Source organism: Fictibacillus phosphorivorans, from assembly GCF_023715845.1.
GTDB classification, from domain to species: Bacteria; Bacillota; Bacilli; order Bacillales; family Fictibacillaceae; genus Fictibacillus; species Fictibacillus phosphorivorans_D.
Genome location: NZ_JAMBOR010000013.1, coordinates 12,770 through 36,817, shown reverse-complemented (window position 1 = coordinate 36,817; position 24,048 = coordinate 12,770). Strand labels below are relative to the sequence as shown.

23 protein-coding genes and 1 pseudogene are annotated in these 24,048 nt (G+C 41.1%); 17 read left to right on the top strand and 7 right to left on the bottom strand.

Annotated features, from left to right (window positions below):
• Positions 1-87: 87 nt before the first annotated feature.
• Entirely contained in the window at positions 88-1,038 is a 951-nt protein-coding gene (gene mraY / locus M3206_RS11315; protein WP_251312632.1) for a phospho-N-acetylmuramoyl-pentapeptide-transferase, read from the top strand.
• A gap of 100 nt (positions 1,039-1,138) precedes the next feature.
• Positions 1,139-1,708, top strand: coding sequence for a DUF4256 domain-containing protein (locus tag M3206_RS11310; protein WP_251312631.1), 570 nt, complete (start codon positions 1,139-1,141; stop codon positions 1,706-1,708).
• A 55-nt stretch (positions 1,709-1,763) separates the two neighbouring features.
• Here the strand turns inward: M3206_RS11310 and M3206_RS11305 are convergent, their stop codons facing one another.
• Positions 1,764-2,969, bottom strand: a complete 1,206-nt coding sequence (locus M3206_RS11305) for an endonuclease (protein ID WP_425590730.1) — start codon at positions 2,967-2,969, stop codon at positions 1,764-1,766.
• A gap of 283 nt (positions 2,970-3,252) precedes the next feature.
• Between M3206_RS11305 and M3206_RS11300 the strand changes: the two genes are divergently transcribed.
• The gene (locus tag M3206_RS11300; protein WP_251312629.1) at positions 3,253-3,897 is read left to right on the top strand and encodes a pentapeptide repeat-containing protein; all 645 of its coding nucleotides are present in this window, start codon (positions 3,253-3,255) and stop codon (positions 3,895-3,897) included.
• A 63-nt stretch (positions 3,898-3,960) separates the two neighbouring features.
• Here the strand turns inward: M3206_RS11300 and M3206_RS11295 are convergent, their stop codons facing one another.
• Complete coding sequence (locus tag M3206_RS11295; protein WP_251312628.1) at positions 3,961-5,022, bottom strand: DctP family TRAP transporter solute-binding subunit; 1,062 nt, start codon at positions 5,020-5,022, stop codon at positions 3,961-3,963.
• 101 nt (positions 5,023-5,123) lie between these two features.
• On the opposite strand from M3206_RS11295, the gene M3206_RS11290 reads away from it, so the two are divergent.
• The 5 genes and pseudogenes from M3206_RS11290 (at position 5,124) to M3206_RS11270 (ending at position 10,341) form a co-directional block, all read left to right on the top strand.
• A complete protein-coding gene (locus tag M3206_RS11290; RefSeq protein WP_285876933.1) occupies positions 5,124-6,713 on the top strand; it encodes an ATP-binding protein in 1,590 nt (529 codons plus the stop codon).
• The gene (locus M3206_RS11285; protein WP_251312626.1) at positions 6,710-7,396 is read left to right on the top strand and encodes a response regulator; all 687 of its coding nucleotides are present in this window, start codon (positions 6,710-6,712) and stop codon (positions 7,394-7,396) included. Before M3206_RS11290 ends, M3206_RS11285 begins: the two co-directional genes overlap by 4 nt.
• A gap of 161 nt (positions 7,397-7,557) precedes the next feature.
• Positions 7,558-7,715: pseudogene (locus M3206_RS11280) on the top strand (GNAT family N-acetyltransferase); the annotation flags it as partial.
• A 197-nt stretch (positions 7,716-7,912) separates the two neighbouring features.
• Complete coding sequence (gene dctP, locus M3206_RS11275) at positions 7,913-9,184, top strand: C4-dicarboxylate transporter DctP (RefSeq protein ID WP_251312625.1); 1,272 nt, start codon at positions 7,913-7,915, stop codon at positions 9,182-9,184.
• A 68-nt stretch (positions 9,185-9,252) separates the two neighbouring features.
• The gene (locus tag M3206_RS11270; protein WP_285876930.1) at positions 9,253-10,341 is read left to right on the top strand and encodes an NAD(P)H-dependent flavin oxidoreductase; all 1,089 of its coding nucleotides are present in this window, start codon (positions 9,253-9,255) and stop codon (positions 10,339-10,341) included.
• Between the two features lie 35 nt (positions 10,342-10,376).
• On the opposite strand, the gene M3206_RS11265 is transcribed toward M3206_RS11270, so the two are convergent.
• The gene (locus tag M3206_RS11265; RefSeq protein WP_251312623.1) at positions 10,377-11,723 is read right to left on the bottom strand and encodes a PLP-dependent aminotransferase family protein; all 1,347 of its coding nucleotides are present in this window, start codon (positions 11,721-11,723) and stop codon (positions 10,377-10,379) included.
• A gap of 137 nt (positions 11,724-11,860) precedes the next feature.
• Here M3206_RS11265 and blaOXA point away from each other — a divergent pair, with 137 nt between their 5' ends.
• The 5 genes from blaOXA (at position 11,861) to M3206_RS11240 (ending at position 16,951) form a co-directional block, all read left to right on the top strand.
• Positions 11,861-12,652, top strand: a complete 792-nt coding sequence (gene blaOXA, locus M3206_RS11260) for a class D beta-lactamase (protein ID WP_425590733.1) — start codon at positions 11,861-11,863, stop codon at positions 12,650-12,652.
• A 146-nt stretch (positions 12,653-12,798) separates the two neighbouring features.
• Positions 12,799-13,137, top strand: coding sequence for a hypothetical protein (locus tag M3206_RS11255; protein ID WP_251312621.1), 339 nt, complete (start codon positions 12,799-12,801; stop codon positions 13,135-13,137).
• Positions 13,138-13,381: 244 nt separating this feature from the next.
• Positions 13,382-14,635, top strand: coding sequence for an L-lactate MFS transporter (locus tag M3206_RS11250; protein ID WP_251312620.1), 1,254 nt, complete (start codon positions 13,382-13,384; stop codon positions 14,633-14,635).
• A gap of 237 nt (positions 14,636-14,872) precedes the next feature.
• Positions 14,873-15,523 carry a YrrS family protein gene (locus tag M3206_RS11245; protein WP_251312619.1) on the top strand — a complete coding sequence of 217 codons (651 nt, stop codon included), beginning with the start codon at positions 14,873-14,875 and terminating at the stop codon, positions 15,521-15,523.
• Between the two features lie 723 nt (positions 15,524-16,246).
• Entirely contained in the window at positions 16,247-16,951 is a 705-nt protein-coding gene (locus M3206_RS11240; RefSeq protein ID WP_251312618.1) for a polysaccharide deacetylase family protein, read from the top strand.
• A 51-nt stretch (positions 16,952-17,002) separates the two neighbouring features.
• On the opposite strand, the gene M3206_RS11235 is transcribed toward M3206_RS11240, so the two are convergent.
• The gene (locus M3206_RS11235; protein ID WP_251312617.1) at positions 17,003-17,455 is read right to left on the bottom strand and encodes a universal stress protein; all 453 of its coding nucleotides are present in this window, start codon (positions 17,453-17,455) and stop codon (positions 17,003-17,005) included.
• A 163-nt stretch (positions 17,456-17,618) separates the two neighbouring features.
• Here M3206_RS11235 and M3206_RS11230 point away from each other — a divergent pair, with 163 nt between their 5' ends.
• The 4 genes from M3206_RS11230 (at position 17,619) to M3206_RS11215 (ending at position 22,160) form a co-directional block, all read left to right on the top strand.
• Positions 17,619-18,182 (top strand): GNAT family N-acetyltransferase, encoded by a 564-nt coding sequence (locus M3206_RS11230; RefSeq protein WP_251312616.1) that lies wholly within the window; start codon positions 17,619-17,621, stop codon positions 18,180-18,182.
• 378 nt (positions 18,183-18,560) lie between these two features.
• Positions 18,561-20,192: a M4 family metallopeptidase gene (locus M3206_RS11225; RefSeq protein WP_251312615.1), complete on the top strand. Its 1,632-nt coding sequence runs from the start codon at positions 18,561-18,563 to the stop codon at positions 20,190-20,192.
• 399 nt (positions 20,193-20,591) lie between these two features.
• Positions 20,592-20,987, top strand: a complete 396-nt coding sequence (locus tag M3206_RS11220; RefSeq protein ID WP_251312614.1) for a hypothetical protein — start codon at positions 20,592-20,594, stop codon at positions 20,985-20,987.
• A 285-nt stretch (positions 20,988-21,272) separates the two neighbouring features.
• Positions 21,273-22,160 (top strand): AraC family transcriptional regulator, encoded by an 888-nt coding sequence (locus tag M3206_RS11215; RefSeq protein ID WP_251312613.1) that lies wholly within the window; start codon positions 21,273-21,275, stop codon positions 22,158-22,160.
• 20 nt (positions 22,161-22,180) lie between these two features.
• Here the strand turns inward: M3206_RS11215 and M3206_RS11210 are convergent, their stop codons facing one another.
• From M3206_RS11210 to M3206_RS11200, 3 genes are all read right to left on the bottom strand, one after another.
• Positions 22,181-22,486: a GNAT family N-acetyltransferase gene (locus M3206_RS11210; protein WP_349774011.1), complete on the bottom strand. Its 306-nt coding sequence runs from the start codon at positions 22,484-22,486 to the stop codon at positions 22,181-22,183.
• 90 nt (positions 22,487-22,576) lie between these two features.
• Entirely contained in the window at positions 22,577-22,831 is a 255-nt protein-coding gene (locus M3206_RS11205) for a YiaA/YiaB family inner membrane protein (RefSeq protein ID WP_226536750.1), read from the bottom strand.
• Positions 22,832-23,036: 205 nt separating this feature from the next.
• Positions 23,037-24,008 carry a helix-turn-helix transcriptional regulator gene (locus M3206_RS11200; RefSeq protein ID WP_251312611.1) on the bottom strand — a complete coding sequence of 324 codons (972 nt, stop codon included), beginning with the start codon at positions 24,006-24,008 and terminating at the stop codon, positions 23,037-23,039.
• Positions 24,009-24,048: the final 40 nt, after the last annotated feature.

Here is a 24,048-nt window from a genome sequence, read left to right as displayed (position 1 = left end):
GACAACCTTAGACCTCTATGAAATTTGAAGGAACATTTTCCCTTTTATCGAATTCTATATAAATGGCGAACTTGAAAGGAGATTATCGTGCTTTTACAGCTTACCCCTGCATTCATTACGTTTTTACTAACGGTTCTTATAGCACCTATATTGATTTTTACGCTGAAGAAATTAAAGCTCACACAGCCGATCAGAGTGGAACTTCCCGCTGATCATCAAGAAAAGAAGGGGACACCGCTCATGGCGGGGAGTGTGTTCTTCGTTGGAATCATAGTGGCTTTATCTTATTACACAAGTCCTGTTATGCTCTTTTTGGTGGGTACATTTATATTGTTTAGCTTTATCGGTTTTCTCGATGATTTTTGGAAGGCATCAAAGCAAGATCCTGGCGGGGTGTCGGGGAGAACAAAGCTCATCTTTCAATTTGGATTTACGATTTTGCTCTTATACACAGGAATCGATCTGTTTAACATCGATACGAGCATCAGAGTAACGGAGTCCTTCCACATTGTATTGCCATACATTCCTTATCTCGTGATCATCACACTTTTTATCGTTGGTACCGCAAATGCGATAAATTTTACAGACGGGATGGACGGGCTATTGGGCATGGTAGCGATCCCTACGTACTTCTTTTTCTTTGTAATCACGGATAACACAGAAGTGAAAGTATTTTGTTTAGTGATGATCGCTACTATTCTAGGTTTCCTAATCTATAACTTATATCCCGCAAAAGCGTTCATGGGGGATACCGGCTCTTTAGCGATCGGTGGTACGCTGTCTTTTCTCGCAATCATTGAAAATGTTGAAATCTTGATTCCTATCCTGTTTATCATCTATCTTGCCGAACAGCTTTCGGTCATCATCCAGGTAGCTTATTTCAAACGAACCAAAAAGAAACTGTTTCAATTCACACCCATTCATTATCATTACGGAATAAAGTACGGCTGGTCAGAAAACATGATCGTCACTGTTTTCTCAATGGTCTCCTGGGCGGCGTGCGGGATATGTCTCGTCTATTTTGAGTGGTTTATGTAATGTGTTCGATTCTATTAAATAATTGTTTGAATATCTGTTAGATTATCATTTTGTATTTACTTATAATAAATTATGAGCTGAATTTGGAGGAGGAACGAATATGCCAACCAAAACAAAAAAGGAATTGTCAATTGAACAACGAGAAGAACTTTTACAAACATTGAAAACTCGTTTTGATAAAAATAGGGAGCGTCATGAAGGACTTGAGTGGGACAAAGTCCAAGAAAAGCTAGAAGCTAATCCTGAAAAATTGTGGTCGCTCAATGAAATGGAAAGAACAGAAGGCGAACCCGATGTGGTGGGGTATGATGAATCGAAGGATGAATATATTTTTTATGACTGTGCACCCGAGAGCCCGAAAGGCCGTAGAAGTCTTTGTTACGACCGTGCAGCACTCGATGCAAGAAAAAAGCATAAACCAGAGAACAGTGCGATGGATGTTGCAGCTGAAATGGGCATTGAACTTTTAACAGAAGAACAGTATCGAGCCTTACAGGAGCTTGGAACCTTTGATAAAAAAACATCCACTTGGGTGCAAACCCCTTCAGATATTAGAAAACTAGGCGGTGCTCTTTTCTGTGATTATCGTTATGGCCATGTCTTTGTCTACCACAATGGCGCAGATTCTTATTATGCAGCAAGAGGATTCCGTGGGGCTTTAACTGTTTAATCAAAATACAATAAAAAACGCTTGGACATGATAGCCCAAGCGTTTTTCTTATGGTTTACCAAATTTCCTCAACCCACTCCGGATGGTCGATGAAAGGGTTTCGGTTGTGCTGATAATTGTTGTAGATAATGTCATTGCGGTTGCGTTCCCGATCATCCACGGGATCTTGTTGATGCCACTGTTTCAGTACAGACATTCTGCCATGGTAGGGAGCCTTTCCGTTATTAACATTGTCGTTAAGTTCCAGCTGAGGTTCGCCGCTGTCTCCTTCATAACGGACAGCCATGTAGAACAGCATGCGTGCTACATCGCCTTTTACGGCATCTCGCGGTTCCCACGAATCACTGTCATAATAGTTTCCACGTGCTTCAGAGTGCTCTTTGCCGCCATTGTCAAAATCAAGGTTGTTTCTTGTACTGTTTACCGTAACATCTGTCGGACGAAGGTGGTGGATGTCAGTCCCGGGCCCCATCGTCGTACCAAAATCACCATGCGATTTCGCCCAAACATGTTCGCGGTTCCAGTCGTCCACATTGCTTCCGTTCGATGTTTTACTTTGAGATCGGCCGGTATATAGTAAAATAACGTTATTGCGGTTGTTTGGATCTTCATCCGTTACTTTTAACGCTTCCCAAACTTGAGAATAAGAAAGTTCTGTGTGATCGTCGATGATATTATGCAAAGCTGTTTTTAGGGCAGAACCCGTTTTTCCTCTAGCAGAATCATAATAAGAGTCGTCATAAGCGGGCGGATCAGTCGGATCTCCTGGATCTCCTGGATCTCCTGGATCTCCTGGATCGCCAGGGTCAGAGCCTGATGTTTTTTGCATAGCCGTTGCATCTTTTAAACCGGGATGAGAAAAATATGCCGTCATCGTTCCGGTAACTTTAATCGCTTGTCCTTTTAAAGTTGGATTTGATTTTAAGCCGAATTCTGAACGAAACGAAGAAGGGATTTGAACGTATAACATGTTGGCTGTGTTTGTTTCTGTAGCACTATCAGCAAGAGCGAGTGCGTAATCGTTCGGGTAGTTACTCGTCACAACCGTATTGGTCGCAGTAGGCTGTCCGACAACATACCCTTGCACCGTTTTACTGCTGTTATTTTGGTTGGATAATGCTTGAGACACAGAGTACGGACTTGTCCAGGAGCCATCACCGGTTGCCTGGAGCGTGGGGATGAATGCGAGAGTACTGACCACTAAAGCAATGACTACCGAAATAATAGAAAGAAACTTCTTGTTTCCATACCTTCTTTTCATCATCAACGCCTCCTTTTTTATTTTCGTTCGAAAGCTTTTTTAACAGCTTTTATCTGGCCATGATGTCTTCACCTTCATTTTACAGACTTGTAAAATCTCAACCTAGTTACTAAGGAACGAACTATTTTTAAATAAAAAGCAGTTACATATTCCTAGAGTTTGAAAGAGAACTGACAGAAATGGACCTTTTTTAATATAAAAGGGAGGGAAGTGCGTTGAGAGGGGATATGGTAGTTATATCGAAACAGTCAAAAAGAGAAAACAGTGAAATGAGGAGAAGGCATTGAAAAAGAAAAATAGACCGATCAACAGACCGGATCTTCCTGAAAACTTGGAAACCATAGAAATCAGCAGTTTAGGGAATAGTGATTCGTTTGAAATGGGAAAGATTGAATCACTTTCGGGAACCCTTGATGCAAAATATATTCGGTTTAATGAAATGCTTATAAAAGGTGTCAGCTTAGCTGACTCTAAGCTGCCTTTTTCGGAATGGAATGATGTTGTTTTTGAAAAATGTGATCTGTCGAACGTGAAATTAAGTGGAGCCCGGTTTAACCGTGTGGAGTTTATTGAATGTAAGCTGGTTGGTGCCGATTTTGATGAGACGGTTCTGCGGGATGTTCAATTTATGGATTGTCCAGTTCCATATTCCTTACTCAGTCTCACGGACCTTCGAGATGTTCGGTTCGATAATTGCTTGTTGAAGGAAGCCAATTTCATCGGGGCAAAGCTGGACAACGTGCAATTTGGAACTTCAAATATCGAAGAAGCTCAGTTTTCAGACACCTCGTTAAAAGAGATAGATTTAAGCAGATGCCAATTTTCATTTATTCATGTAAAAGAGAAAGATCTCAGGGGTGCCATTATCTCACCCCTTCAGGCAGTCAACTTGATCGAAGTGTTCGGGGTGAAAGTGAAAGACGAATAGGTGTTAGATATACAAAAAAGGCGCTGAAATTCTATTTTAGAATCAGCGCCTATTGTTATAGATTTAGAGTTCAGAATGGTTTGCACGTACTTTCTTTATCTGTTCGATCAACTCCGTACCAATCTCTTCATCAAATGCTTTATAAACGGGCTCGAAAAAGTCGGCCCATTTTCGTTTTTCTTCTTTTGTCAGATGGTAGATTTCGATTTCTGACTGCTTTTCTATCAAACGGAGCTGCTCATCATTCATCTCAAAAGAGTACGTTTGGTTCCACGTTGTTGTTTCTTGTAGCGACTCTTTGAGAATCTGTTGCTGACTCTTTGATAGCCCGTTCCAAAAATCTTCGTTCATGATTACCGCATAGCCCAAAAATCCATGGTCGCTCACCGTCAAATGACTTTGAACATCAAAGAACTTTTTTGAATAAATGTTGGAGATCGTGTTTTCTTCACCGTTCAGTTCACCTGATTCTAGCAATCGATAAGTCTCATTAAAATCTAGTCCGACCGCTTTGGCGTTTAGAAGCTGAAACTGTTTTTCTAAGAGAGGGCTGGGCATGATGCGAAAAGTTTGTCCTTTTAGATCGGACGGTGATTTGAGAGGCCCATCGTTCGTTGTGATCTGCTTAAAGCCGTTTGTCCAGAACGTCAAACCCTTCATGTTGCTGTTTGTAAGAGATTGAAGAAGCGTTTTACCGATATCACCGTTTAAGACTTCGATCATACTTTCACGTGTCGGCATGGCATAGGGAAGATCGAGTACCTGAAACTTGGGAGAGAAGGTACTCAATTTGGTTGTGGCAGGAGCAATCATCTGAATATCTCCGCGTTTTAATGCTTCGAGTTCTTCTTGATCCGAATACAGTCCGCCGTTTGGAACCACTTCTACTTTTATTTTCCCCTCTGATTTCTCATTAACAAGTTTTGCGAATCGCTGTGCAGCCAGTCCTTTCGGTGTGTTCTCAGCAACGACATGACTGAACTTGATCACAACTTGGTCTTTGATCCCTTTTTGGTCGTCATCAAATGGGAGCGTGCCCTCTGAGAACCTCGAATGGAATCCGATCCAAACGGACACAGCTAAACCAACACATAATAACAATGCAACACTTAAGAATGCTTTCATCCTCTTTGACCCCGAATCCATCATTTTTTTAATAGTCTAACATACGTGGTCGAGAATGATACAATAAGGTCAGGATTAAAGGAGGAAGCTGAGAAATGACGATGAAACGATTGCCTATCCGCACTAAAATCATGGTACTCACCTTTGGAATCGTATTTTACGCCATTCTCATCGGTGGTGTCGTCATAATCGGAAAAATTCTTGATATTCAAGAAGAAGAACTTGGAAAACGTGCGATGATCACTTCACGGACGGTTGCTCAGCTTCCAGAGGTGAAAGGGCATATTCAAGAAAAAGACGGCTGGATGAGAATAGAGCCGGTTGTAGAGAAAATTCGAGTGATCAATGAGGCAGACTACATCGTTGTCATGAATATGGATGGAGTCCGGTATTCTCATCCTGTGAAAGAAATGTTAGGAACGAAATCAGAAGGAAAAGACGAGAGCGCCGCTTTTGCAGACCATACTTTTATATCGAAAGCAAAAGGAGAGATGGGTACAGCAGTAAGAGCTTTTGTTCCGATTAAAAATGAGAACCTTGAGCAGATCGGTGTTGTTGCAGTCGGTCACGTTATCCCTGAGTTTAACGAAGTGTTTCACGATCTGAAAGACGAGATGACGCTGATTCTATTGCTTGTGCTTTCGTTTGGGATCATTGGGGCTTGGCTTTTAGCGCGCCACCTGAAACAGCAGATGTTTTATCTGGAACCGCATGAGATCGTCCGGATGCTGGAAGAACGAACAGCAACCTTCCACTCCATGCATGAAGGCGTCATCGCGATTGATACGAAGGAGCACATCTCTATTTTTAACGAAAAAGCGAAACAAATCTTTAATGTTTCAGGGGATGTGGTGGGACAGCCGATCCGCGAGGTGATTCCCGATACGCGTCTGCCAGAAATCATTGAACTCAGTCGCCCTGTCTATAATCAGGAAATCCGGGTCAAGGGAAAAGTCATCATGAGTAACAGGGTCCCTATTAAAGTAAACGGACAGATCGTCGGTGCGGTAGCCATCTTTCAAGATCGTACAGAAGTGGCGAGAATGGCAGAGGAACTAACGGGTGTAAAAGCGTTCGTTGAAGCCCTTAGGGTACAGAACCATGAACATATGAACAAGCTGCATACCATTGCTGGACTGCTTCAGCTTGGAAAAATAAAAAAAGCGATGCAATATGTATTTCAAATATCAGAAGAAAAAGGGAAACTCACAAAGTTCTTAAACCAGCGAATCGAAAATGAAAGTTTAGCAGGTCTTTTATTAAGTAAAGTGGGACGCGGAAAGGAATTAGGGGTCAAGGTTGTGATCGACAGTGAGAGCCGGTTTGAGTCATTCCCCGAACATCTCGATCAGCATGATTTTGTAACGATCATAGGAAATTTAATCGAGAATGCCTTTGATGCCGTATCAGGGATTCCAGATGCAAGGATCGATATCAGCATCGAGCAGAACGAGGATGTTTGTGCTCTTTTAGTAGAAGATAATGGATCAGGTATGAATAACGATGTTAAGGAGCACCTATTCGAAAGGGGATACACAACCAAAGGCGAGAACGGATCAGGCATCGGCCTATATTTAGTGAAGCAGATTGTGGAAAAAGGGAAAGGTGAACTAGAAGTCTCATCCCACGAGAATCAAGGGACAAGCTTCCTAATCACATTCCCAATGGGAGATAGGGGTGAAGAAGTATGAGTAAACTAAAGGTATTGCTGATTGAAGATGATCCGATGGTACAGGAGATCAATAAAGCGTTTATCGAAAAAGTAAAAGGATTCAAAGTGATCGCATGTGCTTCAGACGGAAACGAGGGCATAAGCCTCGTAAGAAAATTAAAGCCAGATCTTGTGGTCCTCGATATTTACATGCCTGGCCAGGATGGTATGAAGACACTCCGTCAGATACGAAATGAAAAGATTCCTGTTGATGTGATCATCATCACGGCCGCAAACGATCAAGAATCTATCCGAGCGATGCTGCAGAATGGTGCCTTCGATTATATCATCAAGCCGTTCAATTTTGATCGGATCAAAAAGGCACTTGAAAAATACAAAGATTTTCACACAACCCTATCACCATCTAGATCCGTTACACAAAAAGAACTTGATACCCTTTTCTTTGCGGAAACGAGCAGAACAGTGGCTGATTCTACTGAACTTCCAAAGGGACTAAACGAAATAACGCTCAGGCAGATTGAAGGGTTTCTCAAGACCCAAACTGTAGCGAAATCTGCTGAGGAAGTGGCAGAAGGAGTAGGAATCGCGCGCGTGACCGCCCGAAGATACCTCGACTATCTCGTGAAGAACGGAAGCATCGAATTGGATATCCAATATGGAACGATTGGCCGCCCTGTGAACCGTTATTTGTTGAAGAAGTAAGCTGATCGTGTTAGTGTGGCTGAGTTCGTACAGGTGATTCTCTGTCAAACGAACAAAATTGGAGCGGACCGTACAAAAATGGCGGTTAACTGTACAAAAATATGATGCAACCTTACAAAAAGTAAGCTTAACTGAACAATTTTCGTCCTTAACCGTACACGATTGAAATAGTTTCACTAGGTACGTTCTCGATTCATAAAGAGCGAACGAACTCTACAAAAAGCTTGGTTTCGTCGAAGAACGACGCAAAGTGAACGAGTTTAAGTTCAGTGAAAATGAGTACGTTGATGATGTTTTAATGTACAAAATGGTGAGATAATTACGTTCGAGACCAAAAAGACCAAAACGTCCAATACGTTCATAATATTCTAACAAATGATTGAAAGCGGTATCATGACATTAACAAATGTTGATACTGCTTTTTTATTTTGAATTGTGTATGAATTGTCTGGGGTCTGTCCCGGGACAGACCCCAGACAATTCAATGCAACATACCACGGAAGGGGAACGAGAAACATGAAGAAGCTTTTTAAGAACTTAACGTTTCAAGTGTTAACTGCGATCGCAGTTGGTGTGCTTGTTGGATTGATTTGGCCGGAAGTCGGTAAGCAGATGAAGCCTGTTGGTGATACGTTCATCAATGCCGTGAAAATGGTCATTGCACCGATTATCTTCTTAACGATCGTCCTTGGGATCGCAAAGATGGGGGATATGAAGAAAGTCGGGAAAGTTGGAGGAAAGGCTTTTATCTATTTTGAAATCGTGACAACTCTCGCACTCGTAATCGGTTTGATCGTTGTTAATGTGCTTAAACCTGGTGCCGGACTTGATTTTGATAAACTTGAAAAAGGTGACGTTTCACAGTATACGTCTGAAGGTGGCGGAAAAATCGACTGGATCGAGTTCGTCACACACATTGTTCCTAGTAATATGGTTGACGCTTTTGCAAAAGGTGATATCCTTCAAGTCCTTTTCTTCTCCGTCTTGTTTGGGGTAGGACTAACAGCGCTTGGGAACAGCGGAAAAATGATAATTGAGTTCTTTGAGAAGTTGCTGAACGTCTTTTTCAAAATCGTCGGTTACATCATGAAAGCTGCACCACTTGGAGCATTCGGTGCGATGGCGTTTACGATCGGAAATTACGGTCTTCAGTCGCTCTTACCTCTAGGAAAACTTATGATATCTGTCTATACGACGATGTTTTGCTTTGTCTTTATCGTATTGAACATCATTTGTAAATTGTATGGGTTCAGTTTATGGAAGTATTTGAAGTTCATTAAAGAAGAACTTCTGATTGTACTCGGGACAAGTTCTTCAGAATCTGTCCTGCCAAGAATGATGAATAAGATGGAAAAGTTCGGCTGCTCGAAGTCAGTCGTTGGACTTGTCATCCCAACAGGTTATTCGTTCAACCTTGATGGAACATCCATCTATCTATCCATGGCAGTTGTATTCTTGGCACAGGTGTTCGGAATCGATCTAAGTCTGACTCAACAGTTAACGATTATCTTGGTTCTTATGCTCACGTCTAAAGGGGCTGCGGCGGTTACGGGCGGAGGATTCATCGTCCTCGCATCCACGCTGACTGCGATGCAGGTTATCCCTGTTGAAGGGCTTGCCTTATTGCTTGGCGTTGACCGCTTCATGAGTGAAGCACGTGCCATCGTGAACTTGATTGGAAACGGAATCGCGACAATTGTAGTTTCAAAGAGTGAGAATGAATTTGATGAAAGCAAGAGTGAAGACGCGATCCAAGAAATGTATGAAAACAGAAAGGTCGCCGTATAGTGCAGGAGAGATCGAGCTTTGGTCAAAACAGACTAAAGCTCTTTCTTTTTGTTATGATTTAAAAAAAGATGGTAGAGGTGAATGAGTACGTGAAGATCTGTAAACGACTAAACATCAAATACCCCATAATTCAGGCAGGAATGGCAGGAGGACCGACGACTCCGGAGCTTGTAGCTGCAGTCAGCAACGCGGGGGCTCTCGGAACGCTTGGAGCAGGATACATGTCTCCAGAAGACATACGAAAGGTACTCTCAGAGATTATGACATTAACGGAAAAGCCTTTTGCTGTGAATCTCTTTCTTCCACAAGTCTATGAAAAAAATGAACAGCAGATCTTGAGCATGCAGAAACAATTAAACAAGTACCGACAAAAGCTCGGCCTTCCAGAAGTCAGTACGGTCCCCGATATTCAGAATCATTTTGAACAGCAGCTTAATGTGATGATAGAAGCAGGCGTAAAGGTCTTGAGTTTCACATTCAACGAACCCTCTGCTGATTTGGTAGAAAAACTCCATGACCACGGAATTACGGTGATTGCGACTGCGACGACTGTAAAAGAAGCGAAGAACCTAGAGTTACGCGGTGTGGATATGATCGTGGCACAGGGCAGTGAGGCTGGCGGGCATCGTGGAACCTTCTTGAATGGTGAAGAGGAAGCGTTGATTGGCACGATGGCTTTAGTTCCTCAAATCGTGGATGCTGTCGAGTGTCCTGTAATTGCAGCAGGCGGTATCATGGACGGCAGAGGAATGATGGCGGCTCTCTCACTAGGAGCATCAGCGGTACAGCTGGGCACAGCTTTTTTGACCATCAAAGAAAGCGGAGCAAGCGAGATTCACAAGTCTGCGATCCTCGCCAGCAAGGATACCGATACAAAAGTAACTTCTGCGTTCTCCGGAAAAAGCGCGCGAGGAATGAAGAACGAAATGATGTTAAGTCTAGAGAACACCAAAAACTTGCCGCCTTATCCGATTCAGCATATGTTAACATCGGACATCAGAAAAGAAGCGGCAAGGCAAGGAAACAAAGAGTTCGTTTCGATGTGGGCAGGACAGGCGTCTGCCATGAGCAAAGAATCTACAGCAAAAGAACTGATCAACCAGCTCGTGAGTGATTGTAAAAATACGCTATCCAGCCTTTCAACAGATTGGAAATAAAAATAAAAGGGCTGAATCAACCTATCAGCCTTTTCTCACATTTTTAATAAAAGCTCCCGGATCCCTTCTCCTATCCTCTGTACACCAATAGAGATGAGCGAATCTTCTACCTGTGACACACTGAGCCGGATTTGATTTTCTTTACGATAAGGTGTGAGGTACATATTCGTAGCGTCCTGCACAAGGACGTTCTTTTTTTTGAGATGCTTAATAAGATGCCTAGGTTTCAAGCGCCCCGGCAGTTTAACCGTTGAGTAAAAACCGGAATCTCCCCCTGAAAAAGATGTCCCTTTAGGAAGGTGCTCTAAATAGGCATGCTTTAAGATTTTTCCCTTCGTTTTGTACTGTTTTCTTAACTTCTGAATGTGCGCAGAATACATACCGCTCTTTAAATAAATCTCAAGAGCCCCTTGAGTAAGGACGGGCGTGTGGACATCAGCGGCAAATTTAGCCTTCGTAAAGTTCTCGATCATCCAATTAGGAAGCACAGCGACACCAAGTCTTAAACCTGGAAGAAGTACCTTGGAAAAGCTTTTAGTATAGATAACCCGGCCAGATGGATCATAAGCAAACATGGGATCAGCCTTCCTTCGCGTATCCAAATCTCCCATGTAATCATCCTCGATGATATACACATCATATTTTTGTGCCAGCTGCACCATCCTCTTTTTTTCATGATTCGAATAGCTGTAGCCCGTTGGATTCTGAAATCTAGAGACCGTATAAAAAAACTTAATCCTCTGTGTTTTAAAGATCTCTTCTAGATGCTCAAGATCGATCCCATCTTTCGTCATCTCAATTCCTACGGCCTCTAATCCTCTCGACGTAATCGATTCTATAAAACTAAAATGAGTGGGCTGTTCTACACAGATGACCTCTTTACCGTTTGGAAAAGGGAGCGTGATCAAGAGATCGAGTGCCTGCTGAGAGCCTGATACAACAGCGATTCTTTCAGGAGGAGCGAACACCTGGAGATTCTGAAGCTGTTTGGAAAGCTGACGGCGAAGAGTGAAAAGTCCGAGCGGTTCCGAGTATTGAAACATTTCCTCCTTATAAAACTCAATTGCTTGGTTCATACAATGCTGATAGTCCCGGTAAGGCATTCTGCTGCGATCTGGCCCTGCGGATAAAAAGTCGATCAGATCAGGCTGTTTTTCCTGAACAGGAGGTGTACGCCCAACCAGAAAATACCCACTCTTTGGAACAGGGTATATTTTATGTTCTTTTTCAAGCTCTGCATAAGCTTTAAGGATTGAATTAACGCTGCATTGAAGCTCTTTTGATAGAGCACGGACTGAAGGCAGCCTTTCCCCAGGCATTATATGTCCTTCTTCTATTCTATTTTTAATTTCTATTATCACTTCTTCATATTTAGTAAGCATGATGATCTCTCCTTATTGATCTGTATGGGTACAGACGGAAAAAACAAAGCTTTTCGTGGTCTCATCGATTGCTTAAAGTATAGGGTATCAAAAGGAAATCGACATCATGAGAATTACCTATAAAAAAGGAGGATGAAATAATGAAGATGATCAGAACAGCCCTACTGCTAGTCATTTCGTTTATGGTAGTTTTCTCAGGAACAATAACTTCTGGTGCCGATCAGCAAACAAAAGACTTGAAGATTCAGGATCTTTTTAAGGGAAAAGAAGGAACGATGGTGCTGAAGAACGTCAAAACACAACAGACCTATCTGTACAATAAGAGAAGAAGTATGACAAGGATCACGCCAGAATCAACGTATAAAGTCCCAAATGCATTAATCGGATTGCAAACTAGTGCGGTAAGAGATGAATATGAAGTGAAGCGGTGGGATGGCATAGTAAGAGAATTCGAGACTTGGAACCGCGATCACTCACTGGCATCTGCGATGAGAGAGTCTGCCATCTGGTTCTATCAGGATATGGCTAAAGATATCGGTGAGGAACGTATGCAAGATTACGTAAACCGGATGGAGTACGGTAATCAAGACATCTCTGGCGGAATGGATAGATTCTGGCTGGATAGCTCACTTAAGATTTCAGCTGTCGAGCAAGTGGATTTTATGGAAAAACTCGTTAAAGAAGAACTCCCATTTGAAGAGAAGCACCAGAAGACAGTAAAGAGAATCATGATTCAAGATGATCAGGATGACTATGTCTTACACGGAAAAACCGGCACTCGGTTATCCGATTTTGGATTAGGCTGGTTTGTAGGTTTTATCAAGACCAAAAAAGATACGTGGGTGTTTGCTGTGAATATTAATGGAAGTGGGACCGAAGCAAAAACTATCACAGTGGAGACGTTGAAACGGAAAAAAATTATTAAATAAGCCGTGATGAGTAAAAGAGGTTTATTTAAATGGACCAATGCGATTATCAGTGCGCTACAAAAATAATTGCGCAATGCCTATACAAACGTTTAACGAAGAGATGAGATGGGGTAATGTAAAATAAATCTAAGAAAAGGTGATGCTGTATGAAACTAAAAAACGACCTAGATGGAAAGCTTTTTGAGAGAAGAGGGTTAAAAGATCCGGATGCACTTAAACAAATCGTCAGTTCATACAGCACACTACTTTTACAAAAAATCACTAGAATAACAGGAGATCAACAAGTCTCCGAGAAAATTCTAGTCGAGGTGTTCCATGAAGTTTTGGACAAACCTATTCAATTAACACCCTCACCAGACACAAACCTTTTAAGTGACCTGGTCAAACGCTGTAAAATGAAATGCGTTCAAATGGAAGAAAAACATCTCAAATCGTTATTGTCAAAAAAATCAAAAAATTATATTGCGGCTTGCCGTTCTATCTGATAACATTAAAAGCGGTTACAACTATTGCAAAATGGAATGGAAGATTTGCATGATCTGCTCATTTTCTATTTTATAAAATGATGATGAATGATCTCTCTGCACGAGTATGTAGAGATGTTAGGCAACATTCTTTAAGACTTATCCCTGTATAAGTTCTTTTGAATGTTGCCTTTTTATTTTGTTGCAATAGAGGGACCTTTTGAATCAATACTTAACCAAATTAACTTTTTAGGGGGAAGTCTGAATGCGAAAGACGAAAAATCGTTGGCTTATTGCATTGTCAGCTGTTGGTATTCATATTTCGATCGGGTCTGTCTATGCGTGGAGCAACTTCACTAATCCGCTCATCGATAAGTTTGGCTGGTCAGCGTCACAAGTCCAGATGACATTCAGTATCGCTATTCTTTTCTTGGGATTATCAGCCGCATTTCTAGGTCATTTTGTCGAAAAGCATGGTCCCAAAAAGGCGGGTATGCTGGCTGCCATTTTCTTTGGAGTAGGGATTGCGGGATCTGGACTAGCTGTAAATCTAGGCTCACTGCCGCTGCTTTATATCTTTTACGGGGTGCTTGGCGGAATAGGGCTTGGAGTTGGTTACATCGCACCTGTTTCAACACTGATCAAGTGGTTTCCTGACCGCCGCGGACTCGCGACAGGTCTTGCGATCATGGGCTTTGGATTCGCGGCTGCCATCAGTTCACCGATCATGGATGCGTTAATTAAGTCCGTAGGGGTGGCGAACACCTTCTTTATTTTAGGTATCGCATACTTTGCCATCATGACATTATCCTCGCTTTATTTAGAAAAACCAGAAGAAGGCTGGCTGCCGGAAGGGTTTAAAGAAAAAGTGGAAAGCGGGAAGTTGAAGATTAAGAATGACCTCTCTCAACTCACAGCAAATGAAGCTGTGAAAACGCGCCGCTTCTATTACCTGTGGATCATGCTCTTTATTAATGTAACGTGCGGAATAGCTATTCTTTCAGCTGCCAAACCTCTCGCACAAGAAAGTATCGGACTTTCTACAGCAGAGGCTGCGGCACTAGTCGGAGTGCTAGGATTATTCAATGGATTCGGCCGTATCGGGTGGGCTTCCATTTCCGATTATATCGGGCGCCCAAACACGTATACGACGTTCTTTGTTTTACAGATCGCTCTTTTCTTTATGCTGCCGCATACCACTTCGGCCATTCTCTTCCAAGTGATGTTAGCGGTCATTTACACATGTTATGGCGGAGGATTCTCATCTATCCCAGCATATATCGGCGACTTATTCGGAACAAAGCAAGTTGGAGCGATTCATGGTTACATCTTAACAGCATGGGCAGTAGCAGGCCTAGCTGGTCCACTGTTTGCTGCTTGGATCAAAGACACAACGGGATCTTATGCTAACAGTTTGTCATTTTTCTCAGGACTGTTCGTTGTGGCACTCGTCGTTTCAATTTTGGTACGTTTTGATATGAAACGATTAGCAGCAAAACAAGATAAATCAGTTGCATAATCTACAGGAATGCAGTGCTTTCATTAGCGGGAAAGCACTGTTTTTCTATGCCCCATTTCCCAAACTCACTTGATAGCAATTTCTAGTAAAGCTCCTTATACCCTCATCTTTTTACACCAGTTCAACGAATAGTGTTGAGTAATTAAACGAGACCTTAAGAGATAGAACTCCTCTTATTGGAGTTTTTTGTTTTGTTATAAACAGAGAGGGAACCGTATTTTAAGGAGTGAATAATAGATGGGAAGATATAATAAGCGAGAAAACAGCACAAAGAAAAGAAATGTTGTCTTGTTCAGTACACTAAGTGCCATCCTTTTGGCTCTGTTGTTTCTGCCCAAAGACGCATTATTAATAGGGAATGAAGAAGAAAAACCGGTTGAAAAGGAAAGCAAAGAACCAAAACATAAAGTCGTAAAGCTTCAGCCAGATAATGAGAGTGCGTATGATGATGACGAGACAAACAAGGATCAAAAAGAAGAAGCAACTACAGCAACTGAAGAGCCTTCTGAAGAGATCGGTATAGATCCTGAAAAAGAAGCAGATCAAAAGAAAAAAGCAGAAGAGAAAAAGAAGAAAGTAGAAGAGAAAAAGAAAAAGCAAGCGGCAGCCAATAAGCCTAAACTCAATGAACCAATCGGAACTTCCCAAACAGGAACACATACATCAAGCTATGAAAAAGGCAGTGTAGACTGGAACGAGAAATTAAAAGCGATTCGTCTTGCTACTGGACTTGATGAAAACATGACGGTTTGGAAGATCGCTAACGGCGGCGGACCACAAAAATCGGTAGCCGAAGTAAGTCCGGATGGTAAGCCGGGTGAACGATATACGGTAAACCTTGAGTGGGTAGACCAAAAAGGCTGGAAAGTAACGAGTGTGAAGAAGTAAATAAAAAGAAGCTGATTCCAGAAAGGGTTAAACTGAACTGTATCCCGAATAATGGAGTCAGCTTTTTTTAGTTCATTTTTTTAGCTTTTAATAAAAAACGGTGTTGTTTAACATAAAAATATCAGTCGGGGACTCGATGCTGACCCATTCAATCGACTGATAGAATAGTTATTTTACAATGAAAGGTCCATTTTCCTGAAATTCTTACTATAATGAAACTTGGCTGACGCCAAGAGGTAGGCGTTAGCCTTTTGTTTATGTTTGAAGTAGCGTGAAAGATTTTCTATGTACTGTTCTGTGAGGACTATGCATATAAGTTCGATTTCTATGCACAAAAAGGATTGGTCTATGCACGTAAAATAAAGTTCTATGCACATTACGCTTTTCTATGCACAAAAACTAGACTTCTATGCATCGTTTAAGTGGTTCAATGCACCTTTCACCTCGCAAAGTTTCTCCACACTCATAAAGCAAAGCGATTTCTTAATTTCCCCGCACAAAACGCGGTCGTCTGAGTTGCCTGCAGGATCATCGGCCCCTGCGTGGATAATACTTCCCCGTGATAGTCTTCACTTTTAAAAATATAGTTATTTTAAAATAGAAAGCTATTTCCTCCAAATTTGAAGGGATTGGAAAATTCCCGTCGAATTTTAGCAAACGCAAACTTTTTAACTTATAAAAAGAATTAGGTTTAATGAATGACCACATTTAAAGGAGAAACAAATGAAAAAGAAGATATTCATTACCCTGCTTTTAATTGCCGTATTATTAGTCGTCGCATACAGTCTTTTCAGAATAAGCGGTTCAAGAGATTTTCAGTTTTACGGCGGGCTCGTCACAAAAGCTGAAACGACAGATAAGGTAGTCGCCTTAACATTTGATGATGGTCCTACGGATAACACAGACGAGATCTTATCGATTCTAAAAGAAGAAGATGTGAAAGCGACGTTTTTTGTTACTGGACGAGAAGTAAAGGAGAATTTTGAAGAGGCGCAAAAGCTTGCGAAATCTGGCCACGAACTGGGAAACCATTCATACTCTCATAAACGAATGGTTTTGAAAACACCAACTTTTATCAAGAATGAGATCGAGAAAACAGATGAACTGATTCGGAAAGCCGGTTACAAAGGACCGATTCCATTCAGACCTCCATATGGAAAAAAACTGATCGGACTTCCTCGATATTTAGACAAACACGACCGAAAGACGATCCTATGGAACCTGGAACCGGATTCTTACCCTGAAATCGCCTCGGACTCCGAGAAAATCGTAAAGCATGTAAATGAAAAAATAGAACCCGGATCTATTATCCTGCTGCATGTGATGTATGGCAGCCGTGAAGAATCATTGGAATCGGTAAAAGGGATCATCAAAGACTTGAAAGCTAAAGGGTACAGTTTCCAAACGGTCTCTGAAATGCTGAAATAAAAAGAGAAGCTCACCATTATTTTAGTGGGCTTCATTTTTGTAAGTGCTATGTTATTTTGCGACAAGTACTGGCTGGTGTGCGTCAGCTACGACCTTTTGACTGACACTTCCTAGAAAAAGTTTTTTAAATCCGCTATGGCCTCTGTTACCGATGACGATGAGATCGATGTTATGGGTATCCGCATACGAGCAAATAGTCGCAGACGGGTCTCCATGCAGGATGGCTGACGTGGTTTTGATTGTAGGATCAATTCTAAATTGAGCTTTGTTCAGGATTTCTTCTCCATGACTTTGCTCGGCAATGGCAGCCTCTTTCACTTCAACCGTTGTGTTTGACATGCCTACCGGGTAAACACCGCCATATAAAGGAAGAGATACTTCATTAGACACATAGAGCACCGTCATTTCAGCACCCGTGTTTCTGGCGATCTCAATGGCATTGTGAAGAGCAACAAAGCTTCCTTCTGAACCGTCAACTGCTACGAGAATCTTTTCATATAACATCAAGAGATCTCCTTTCATGCAGATTTGGCAACTTCTTTCTAAATCGTTGCCTTATAAAAATAGTACCCCTTGGAGTTTTATGTAAACAATGAGTCGTTTTCCATTAAATAGGGGTTTTAGTAACCTATATCATACAATATTTATAACAATTCGGAGGTACTTGATGAAACCGATACTTTTAGACTTTCCAACTGAATTTACAACAGATCGACTGTTCATTCGCATGCCGATGCCTGGAGACGGCAAGGTAATATTTGATGCGATCTACGCTTCTCTTGAAGATCTTAAACCATGGCTGCCATTTGCGCATCTTGATCAAACAGAGGAAGATGTGGAAGTAAACATTCGAGAAGCACACCTGAAATTTTTGAAGAGAGAAAATTTGCGCCTGCTTGTTTTTTTAAAAAAAACAGGTGAATTCATCGCATCATCTGGTTTGCACAGGATTGATTGGGATATTCCGAAATTTGAGATCGGGTATTGGATTGACTCCAGACAAGCTGGAAAAGGCTACATGACTGAAGCCGTTCAAGGAATAACTGATTTTGCAGTGAATGAGTTAAAAGCCCGCCGTATTGAAATACGCTGTGACACGAAAAACGTTAGAAGTGCTGCTATACCTGAACGATTAGGCTTTACACGAGAAGGAATTCACAGGAATGACTCTTTAGCAGTGGGATCAACAACCATACTAAGAGATACAAGTGTTTATGCAAAAGTGTTTTAAACAGGAGGTTTCGCTTTACATCATTCGAAATAATAAATAAGGGAAAACGACTAGATTAAAAAAATCTGGTCGTTTTTAACGTTATTTCATTTCTGGTGCTATTTTACTTGTTTTAGACACTGGCGAATTATACTTTTCTCCTGAAAAAGAGGACCTGTTAACTTTTAACTTGTTAGTTTTGTGGGGTTAATAGTTACATATTCTTACGGTAACAAAGAACTAAAATGAAAATATGCCAAAGGACTCTAGGAATATATCACTAAACCTCAGTCCTAGTAACAACTATTTAACTTTCAGAAAATTCATATAAATTAAGTTGAAAAGGTGATATGATGTTGCTTGCTAGCTAATTTGTTATAGGAAAATGGAGGAATAACGATGAGAAAAAAGAAGTGGGTAGCGGTAGGGATTGCAGCATCACTAATAGCAGGGGCTTTTGTTTCACCAGCTTCAGCGCAAACGGAACAAGTGCAAACAAAGGTGAACAGCCAATTTGGAACTCCAGCTTTTTTATCTGGAAAACTAACTGGTCCATCTAAATCTTCAGCCCAGCAGATTCTTTTTGATTACGTGAACAGTCATAAATCCTCTTATAAATTAGGCAATAAAAAAGCCGAAGAGTCATTTTCCATTATCGAAAGTACTACAGAAGCAGATGGGAACAACGTTCTTCGCCTTCAACAAAACTATAACGGTGTACCGGTTTGGGGCTCTACTCAAGTCGCTCATATCAGTAAAGACGGTGTCCTGACTGTAATTTCAGGAGAAGTTGTTCCTGAATTGGACAAGCAAGAGAAGTTAAAGGTTAAAAAACAGATCCCAGCGAAAAAAGCGATGGAAATTGCTGTAGATGCACTTGGTCTGACTCCTCAATTTGAGAAAAAGCCTCAGGCTGAAAAGATCGTCTATATGAAAGAGGATACTGCTCATTATGCGTATCTTGTAAATTTAAACTACTTATCACCAGAACCAGGGAACTGGAACTTTTTTATAGATGCTCAAACGGGGGAAATCCTCAACCGTTACAACGATATGCATGAAGTAACGGGAACGAACACAACGGGAACCGGTAAAGGTGTTCTAGGAGATTCTAAGACTCTTAATCTTACACTTTCGAGCGGAAAATATTATATGCAAGACAATACACGCGGTAAAGGCATCTTCACCTATGACATGAAAAACAGTACGTTCCTGCCTGAACTTTTCCTTCCAGGAACGCTTTATAGTGGGACAGATAATATTTTCGACAGTACCTACGATAAAGCAGTAGTGGATGCGCACTACTATGCAGGCGTGACGTACGATTATTATAAGAATACATTCGGCAGAAACTCCTATGACAATAATGGCGCACAGATTAAATCTTCCGTTCACTTTAATAAGAATTACAATAACGCGTTCTGGAACGGATCGCAGATGGTTTATGGAGACGGTGATGGTACAACCTTCATCCCTTTATCCGGTGGAATTGATGTAGTAGCCCATGAACTTACGCATGCGGTAACCGATACAAGTTCTGATCTTGTGTATCAGAATGAATCCGGGGCATTGAACGAAGCAATGTCCGATATTTTCGGAACTTTAGTTGAGTACTATAACGGCAAAAATCCAGATTTTGAAATCGGTGAAGATATCTATACGCCAGGTACAGCAGGAGATGCCTTGCGCTCAATGTCAAACCCAGCTAAATATCAAGATCCGGATCACTATTCTGTTCGATACACAGGAACAGGTGACAACGGGGGAGTTCACATTAACAGCGGTATCATCAACAAAGCGGCTTATTTATTAAGTGAAGGCGGAACACATTATGGAGTTTCAGTAACCGGTATAGGACGGGCAAAGTTGGGAGCAATCTTCTACCGCATGAATACCGTATACTTGACGTCTTCCTCTAACTTTAGCCAAGCGAGGGCAGCAGCGGTCCAAGCTGCAAGGGATCTATACGGTGCATCTTCCCAAGAAGTAACATCGGTGAATCAAGCATTTCATGCAGTAGGCATTCAATAAGATAAGCAGCCAACCTCAAAAGAAGGGTTGGCTTTTTATTATGGAATTAGTTAATATGACCCTTTATGTCTTACTAAAAATAGGAAATTTTAATCTAGAATACTGAGTCGGTTTTGTAATATTATTACAGTGAAATAATGATATAGATAGAAAGACAGGAGGGATTTATTATAACAAGTCATAAAATCCCACTAGTAAAACAAATAAAATACATAATTTAATAGATCTAATATATCTTCTAACCAACCATGTCGCTGTAAGTTTTTACAGTAGTTGAGAAAGGGGTTTTAGCCGTATCTCAGGTTACTTGTGTTCGGACAGAGTAACATTTCTTCATCATTGTCTCATACAAAAGCGGTATTGTTGTGTAAGTTAAAACGCGGAAGGATGAATGAAACCTTGAAAACATTTAAAATGGTTGTTGCGGCAATGGTCGTTTTGCTTTTAGCCACTCCTTCTTCTAGCTTAGCTGCTAACTTAGCTGGAGCTGGATCATGGGATTACTTAGGAGAAGAAACTCTTTATTCAAATGGTGCTGAAAGTCATGTGTATGCCTCTGGTGGTGGAGATTATATGATTTGTCGAGATCGTAACGTGGGTCCATCTGGTGAGGTGAAAGTTGAATTATGGGAGTATGATCCTGAAAGTTATAATGATTATGTAGGAGCAAGATATTTATCAGCAGGTGAATGTGGAATTTTCCGAAGTATTGGTGGTTTTGTTGATGGAGCTCAAGCGGAATTTTTTGCGAAATCAAGAACTAGCAGTACGATCCATATCTCCTTTTTTGATTGATTCACTAAATGAATGAAATAAAAAATCTGAGATGGATTCCTGAGTGCGGCGGAAAAGTTGTGCGGTATGGATACGATAAATCCGTACCAGACTACTTTATCATGTCCGAGAAACATGATGGATACTGAGTATTAAGGAACTATAAAATCTTAAGAACAATAGTCAATCCAATTAAAGGGATTGGCTTTTTTTTGTAGAAAAAAGATTAGAATTTAAAGGTTAGCAAAAAAGGTTAAGAACGAATAAGGGTTCGTGTATATGATAGAGGCAGGGTAGGTGGTAGAGATGGATTATAAAGTTAGTATTCAGCGAACACTGGATTATATAGAAGAGAACTTGCACGAACGGATCACATTAGAGGAGCTTGCAGAGCTCGCTTGTTTCTCGCCTTTTCATTATCATCGCGTGTTTCACTTTGTCGTAGGGGAATCCGTAATGGACTATGTACGAAAAAGAAGGCTGACGCAAGCGGCCATCCGCTTGATTGAATCTGATGAAAAAGTGATCGATATCGCACTGGATCTCGGGTTTCAATACCAGGAGTCATTCAATCGTGCTTTTAAAAAAAATTTTGGTGTATCGCCTCGGCAGTACCGAAATGCAACTTTTATTCCGAAGTCTCTTCATCAAAAAGCTTACCTGAGTAGAAGCAGTTTTACGGGAGGAATTTCAATGGAAATGAAGTTAGTAACAAAACCGGCGTTCAACCTGATCGGCTATGAACTGAAAACTCGGAACGTAGACGGAGAAAACAATCGTGAGGTCCCTAAATTTTGGCAGCATTATCTTCAAAACAATCTAGGGGCAAAAATACCAAGTCCGCTTAATAAAAATGAGCTAGGGCTTTGTACAGATTACAACATGACAACTGGAGAGTTTGTTTATATCATCGGGATGGAAGTAGAGGAGGGGACACCGGTACCAGAGGGATTAGTATACAGAGGCTTCCCTAAAAAAGAGTATGCGGTCTTTACAACACCGAAAGCAACAGAAGAAAACTTCCCGTCGAGTATCCAGTCCACATGGGTTGAAATCTATTCAAAGTGGTTCCCGAGTTCAGAATACGAGCAAGAAGGCAGTCTTGAGTTCGAATTATATGATGAAAGATGTTTGGGCAAAGAAAAACAGATTGATATATATATCCCAGTAATAAAACGAACAGTAAAAGCATAAACACGAAAAAGGCAGCTGGTCTAGCTGTCTTTTTCCTTTTCGTTTGAAATAGGCATGCTCATAGTAATCGTACGATTTTCAAATCCCAATTTTTCATACCATTTGATCACTGGATTTCCTACATATACATTTAAACGAACTTCTGAATATCCTTCTTGTTTAAGATGTTGGATACCCGTTTCCATCAATCGTTTAGAAACCCCATCCCCTCGAAATGCCTCTAAGACAAAAAGTTCGTAAATAAATCCGTATCTCTTTTCTGTAAATGAGTTTTTTCCTGTGCCCACAAGAACCCAACCCATGAGATGATCGTCTTCCGTTGCGATCTTTCAAAAGAAAAAATCGTAAAAAATAACGAAAAACTTAAATGACGAATTTAACAAGGGAAGGCTTTCTTAAAGCCTTCCCTTGTTTTTCTATTCCGCTTTACTCATTCGGCGTTCTTGTTCCGCGATGATCTCATCATCTTCTGCATTATCTCGTGTAACTTTCTGTGTCAGGATTGCTCCTACTGCGACTAAGATCATCACTGCAATGTAATACCCTTTTTCATTCAACTGCAAATTATCCGCGTTATAGAGACCAATACAGAACATAGAAACACCTGCAAAAAAAGTGAAATACGCCAATACGGTGAAGGCTGGAGTGTTTCTTCTTCTATATTTTTGCATATGAACATCCCCCTTTTTTCAATAAGATAGAATAAAAAATATATATGCCCAATCGTATCTCCATTATAATCAAAAAAAGGTTTAATTTCCTTATTTTTCTTGCCGGGTAAGAGGTGAACAGCAAAAAGAGTTTTCCTTACGCCTATAGAAGTACGTTCTTGAACAAATTACCCTTAACCAGCTTAAGATCCGTAAAATTTGTTTTTTATGAAGTCAGTCCTTCGTTGTATAGAGAGAGCACAGACTCGGCCGTTTTAGTCACATCATTAATCATAGAAACAGGATGCTTAATCCTGACCTGATCCCCAAATCCTAAAATATAGGCTACTCCTTCTTCCTTCGTTTCAAAAGAAAGCTTAACAGGAATCCAACCATTCTTATTTGGTGTTCCGGTACTGAGAACTTTTCCAAAACGACCGGTAAACGATAACCGTGGAAGGATAGCAGGAGACACCTCAACATCCACTTTAAAAACAGGCAGATTTTGAACAAAGGTTTGTTTGGATTGGTTCCAATACTCCGCCAAATTAAAGTTATGGGGTCTTGCAAATCCCTCATCCATGATTTCAGAAGATTTTATTCGTGATACACGAAAGTTTCTGAGTTCCCCGTTTGAGGACGCGATTAAATACCAAGTACGTCCTTTTGCGACGAGCCCCAATGGCTCAACGATTCTCTCTGACGTTTGCTGGTTTGCTTTTTCATACCCCATCTTTATTTTTCGTTCTTCCCAGATTGCATGCTGCAAGGTACTTAATGCAGAAAGTTCTTGCGGGGACTGTCTCCAAGTATCTGTATCGATATGGACGCGGTTCCACATATCATCTGCTTGAGATTGTATCGTGGTCGGAAGGGATGCCAACAGCTTTTGTCTTGCTTCCTTCCAGTCTTTTGTAAAACCAAGATCGCTAAGCAACTGAAAAGAAGGGGAAAGAAATAGCGTTTTTAGCTCGGTATCTTTTAAGCCTGTCAGCTTTGTTCGGTATTGATCAACCAACCGCCACCCGCCATGTTTGCCGCGTTCAGCTAGTACGGGAATCCCAGCAGCACTTAATGCCTCCATATCACGATGGATGGTACGTTCAGTTACTTCTAGTTCTTTTGCTAATGATTTCGTTGTCATCTTTTTATTATTTTGCAGCAGTAATAAGATACTGATCAGTCGGTCTGCTCTCATATGATTTCTCCTATATTTTAATATGACATTAGGTGTCAAC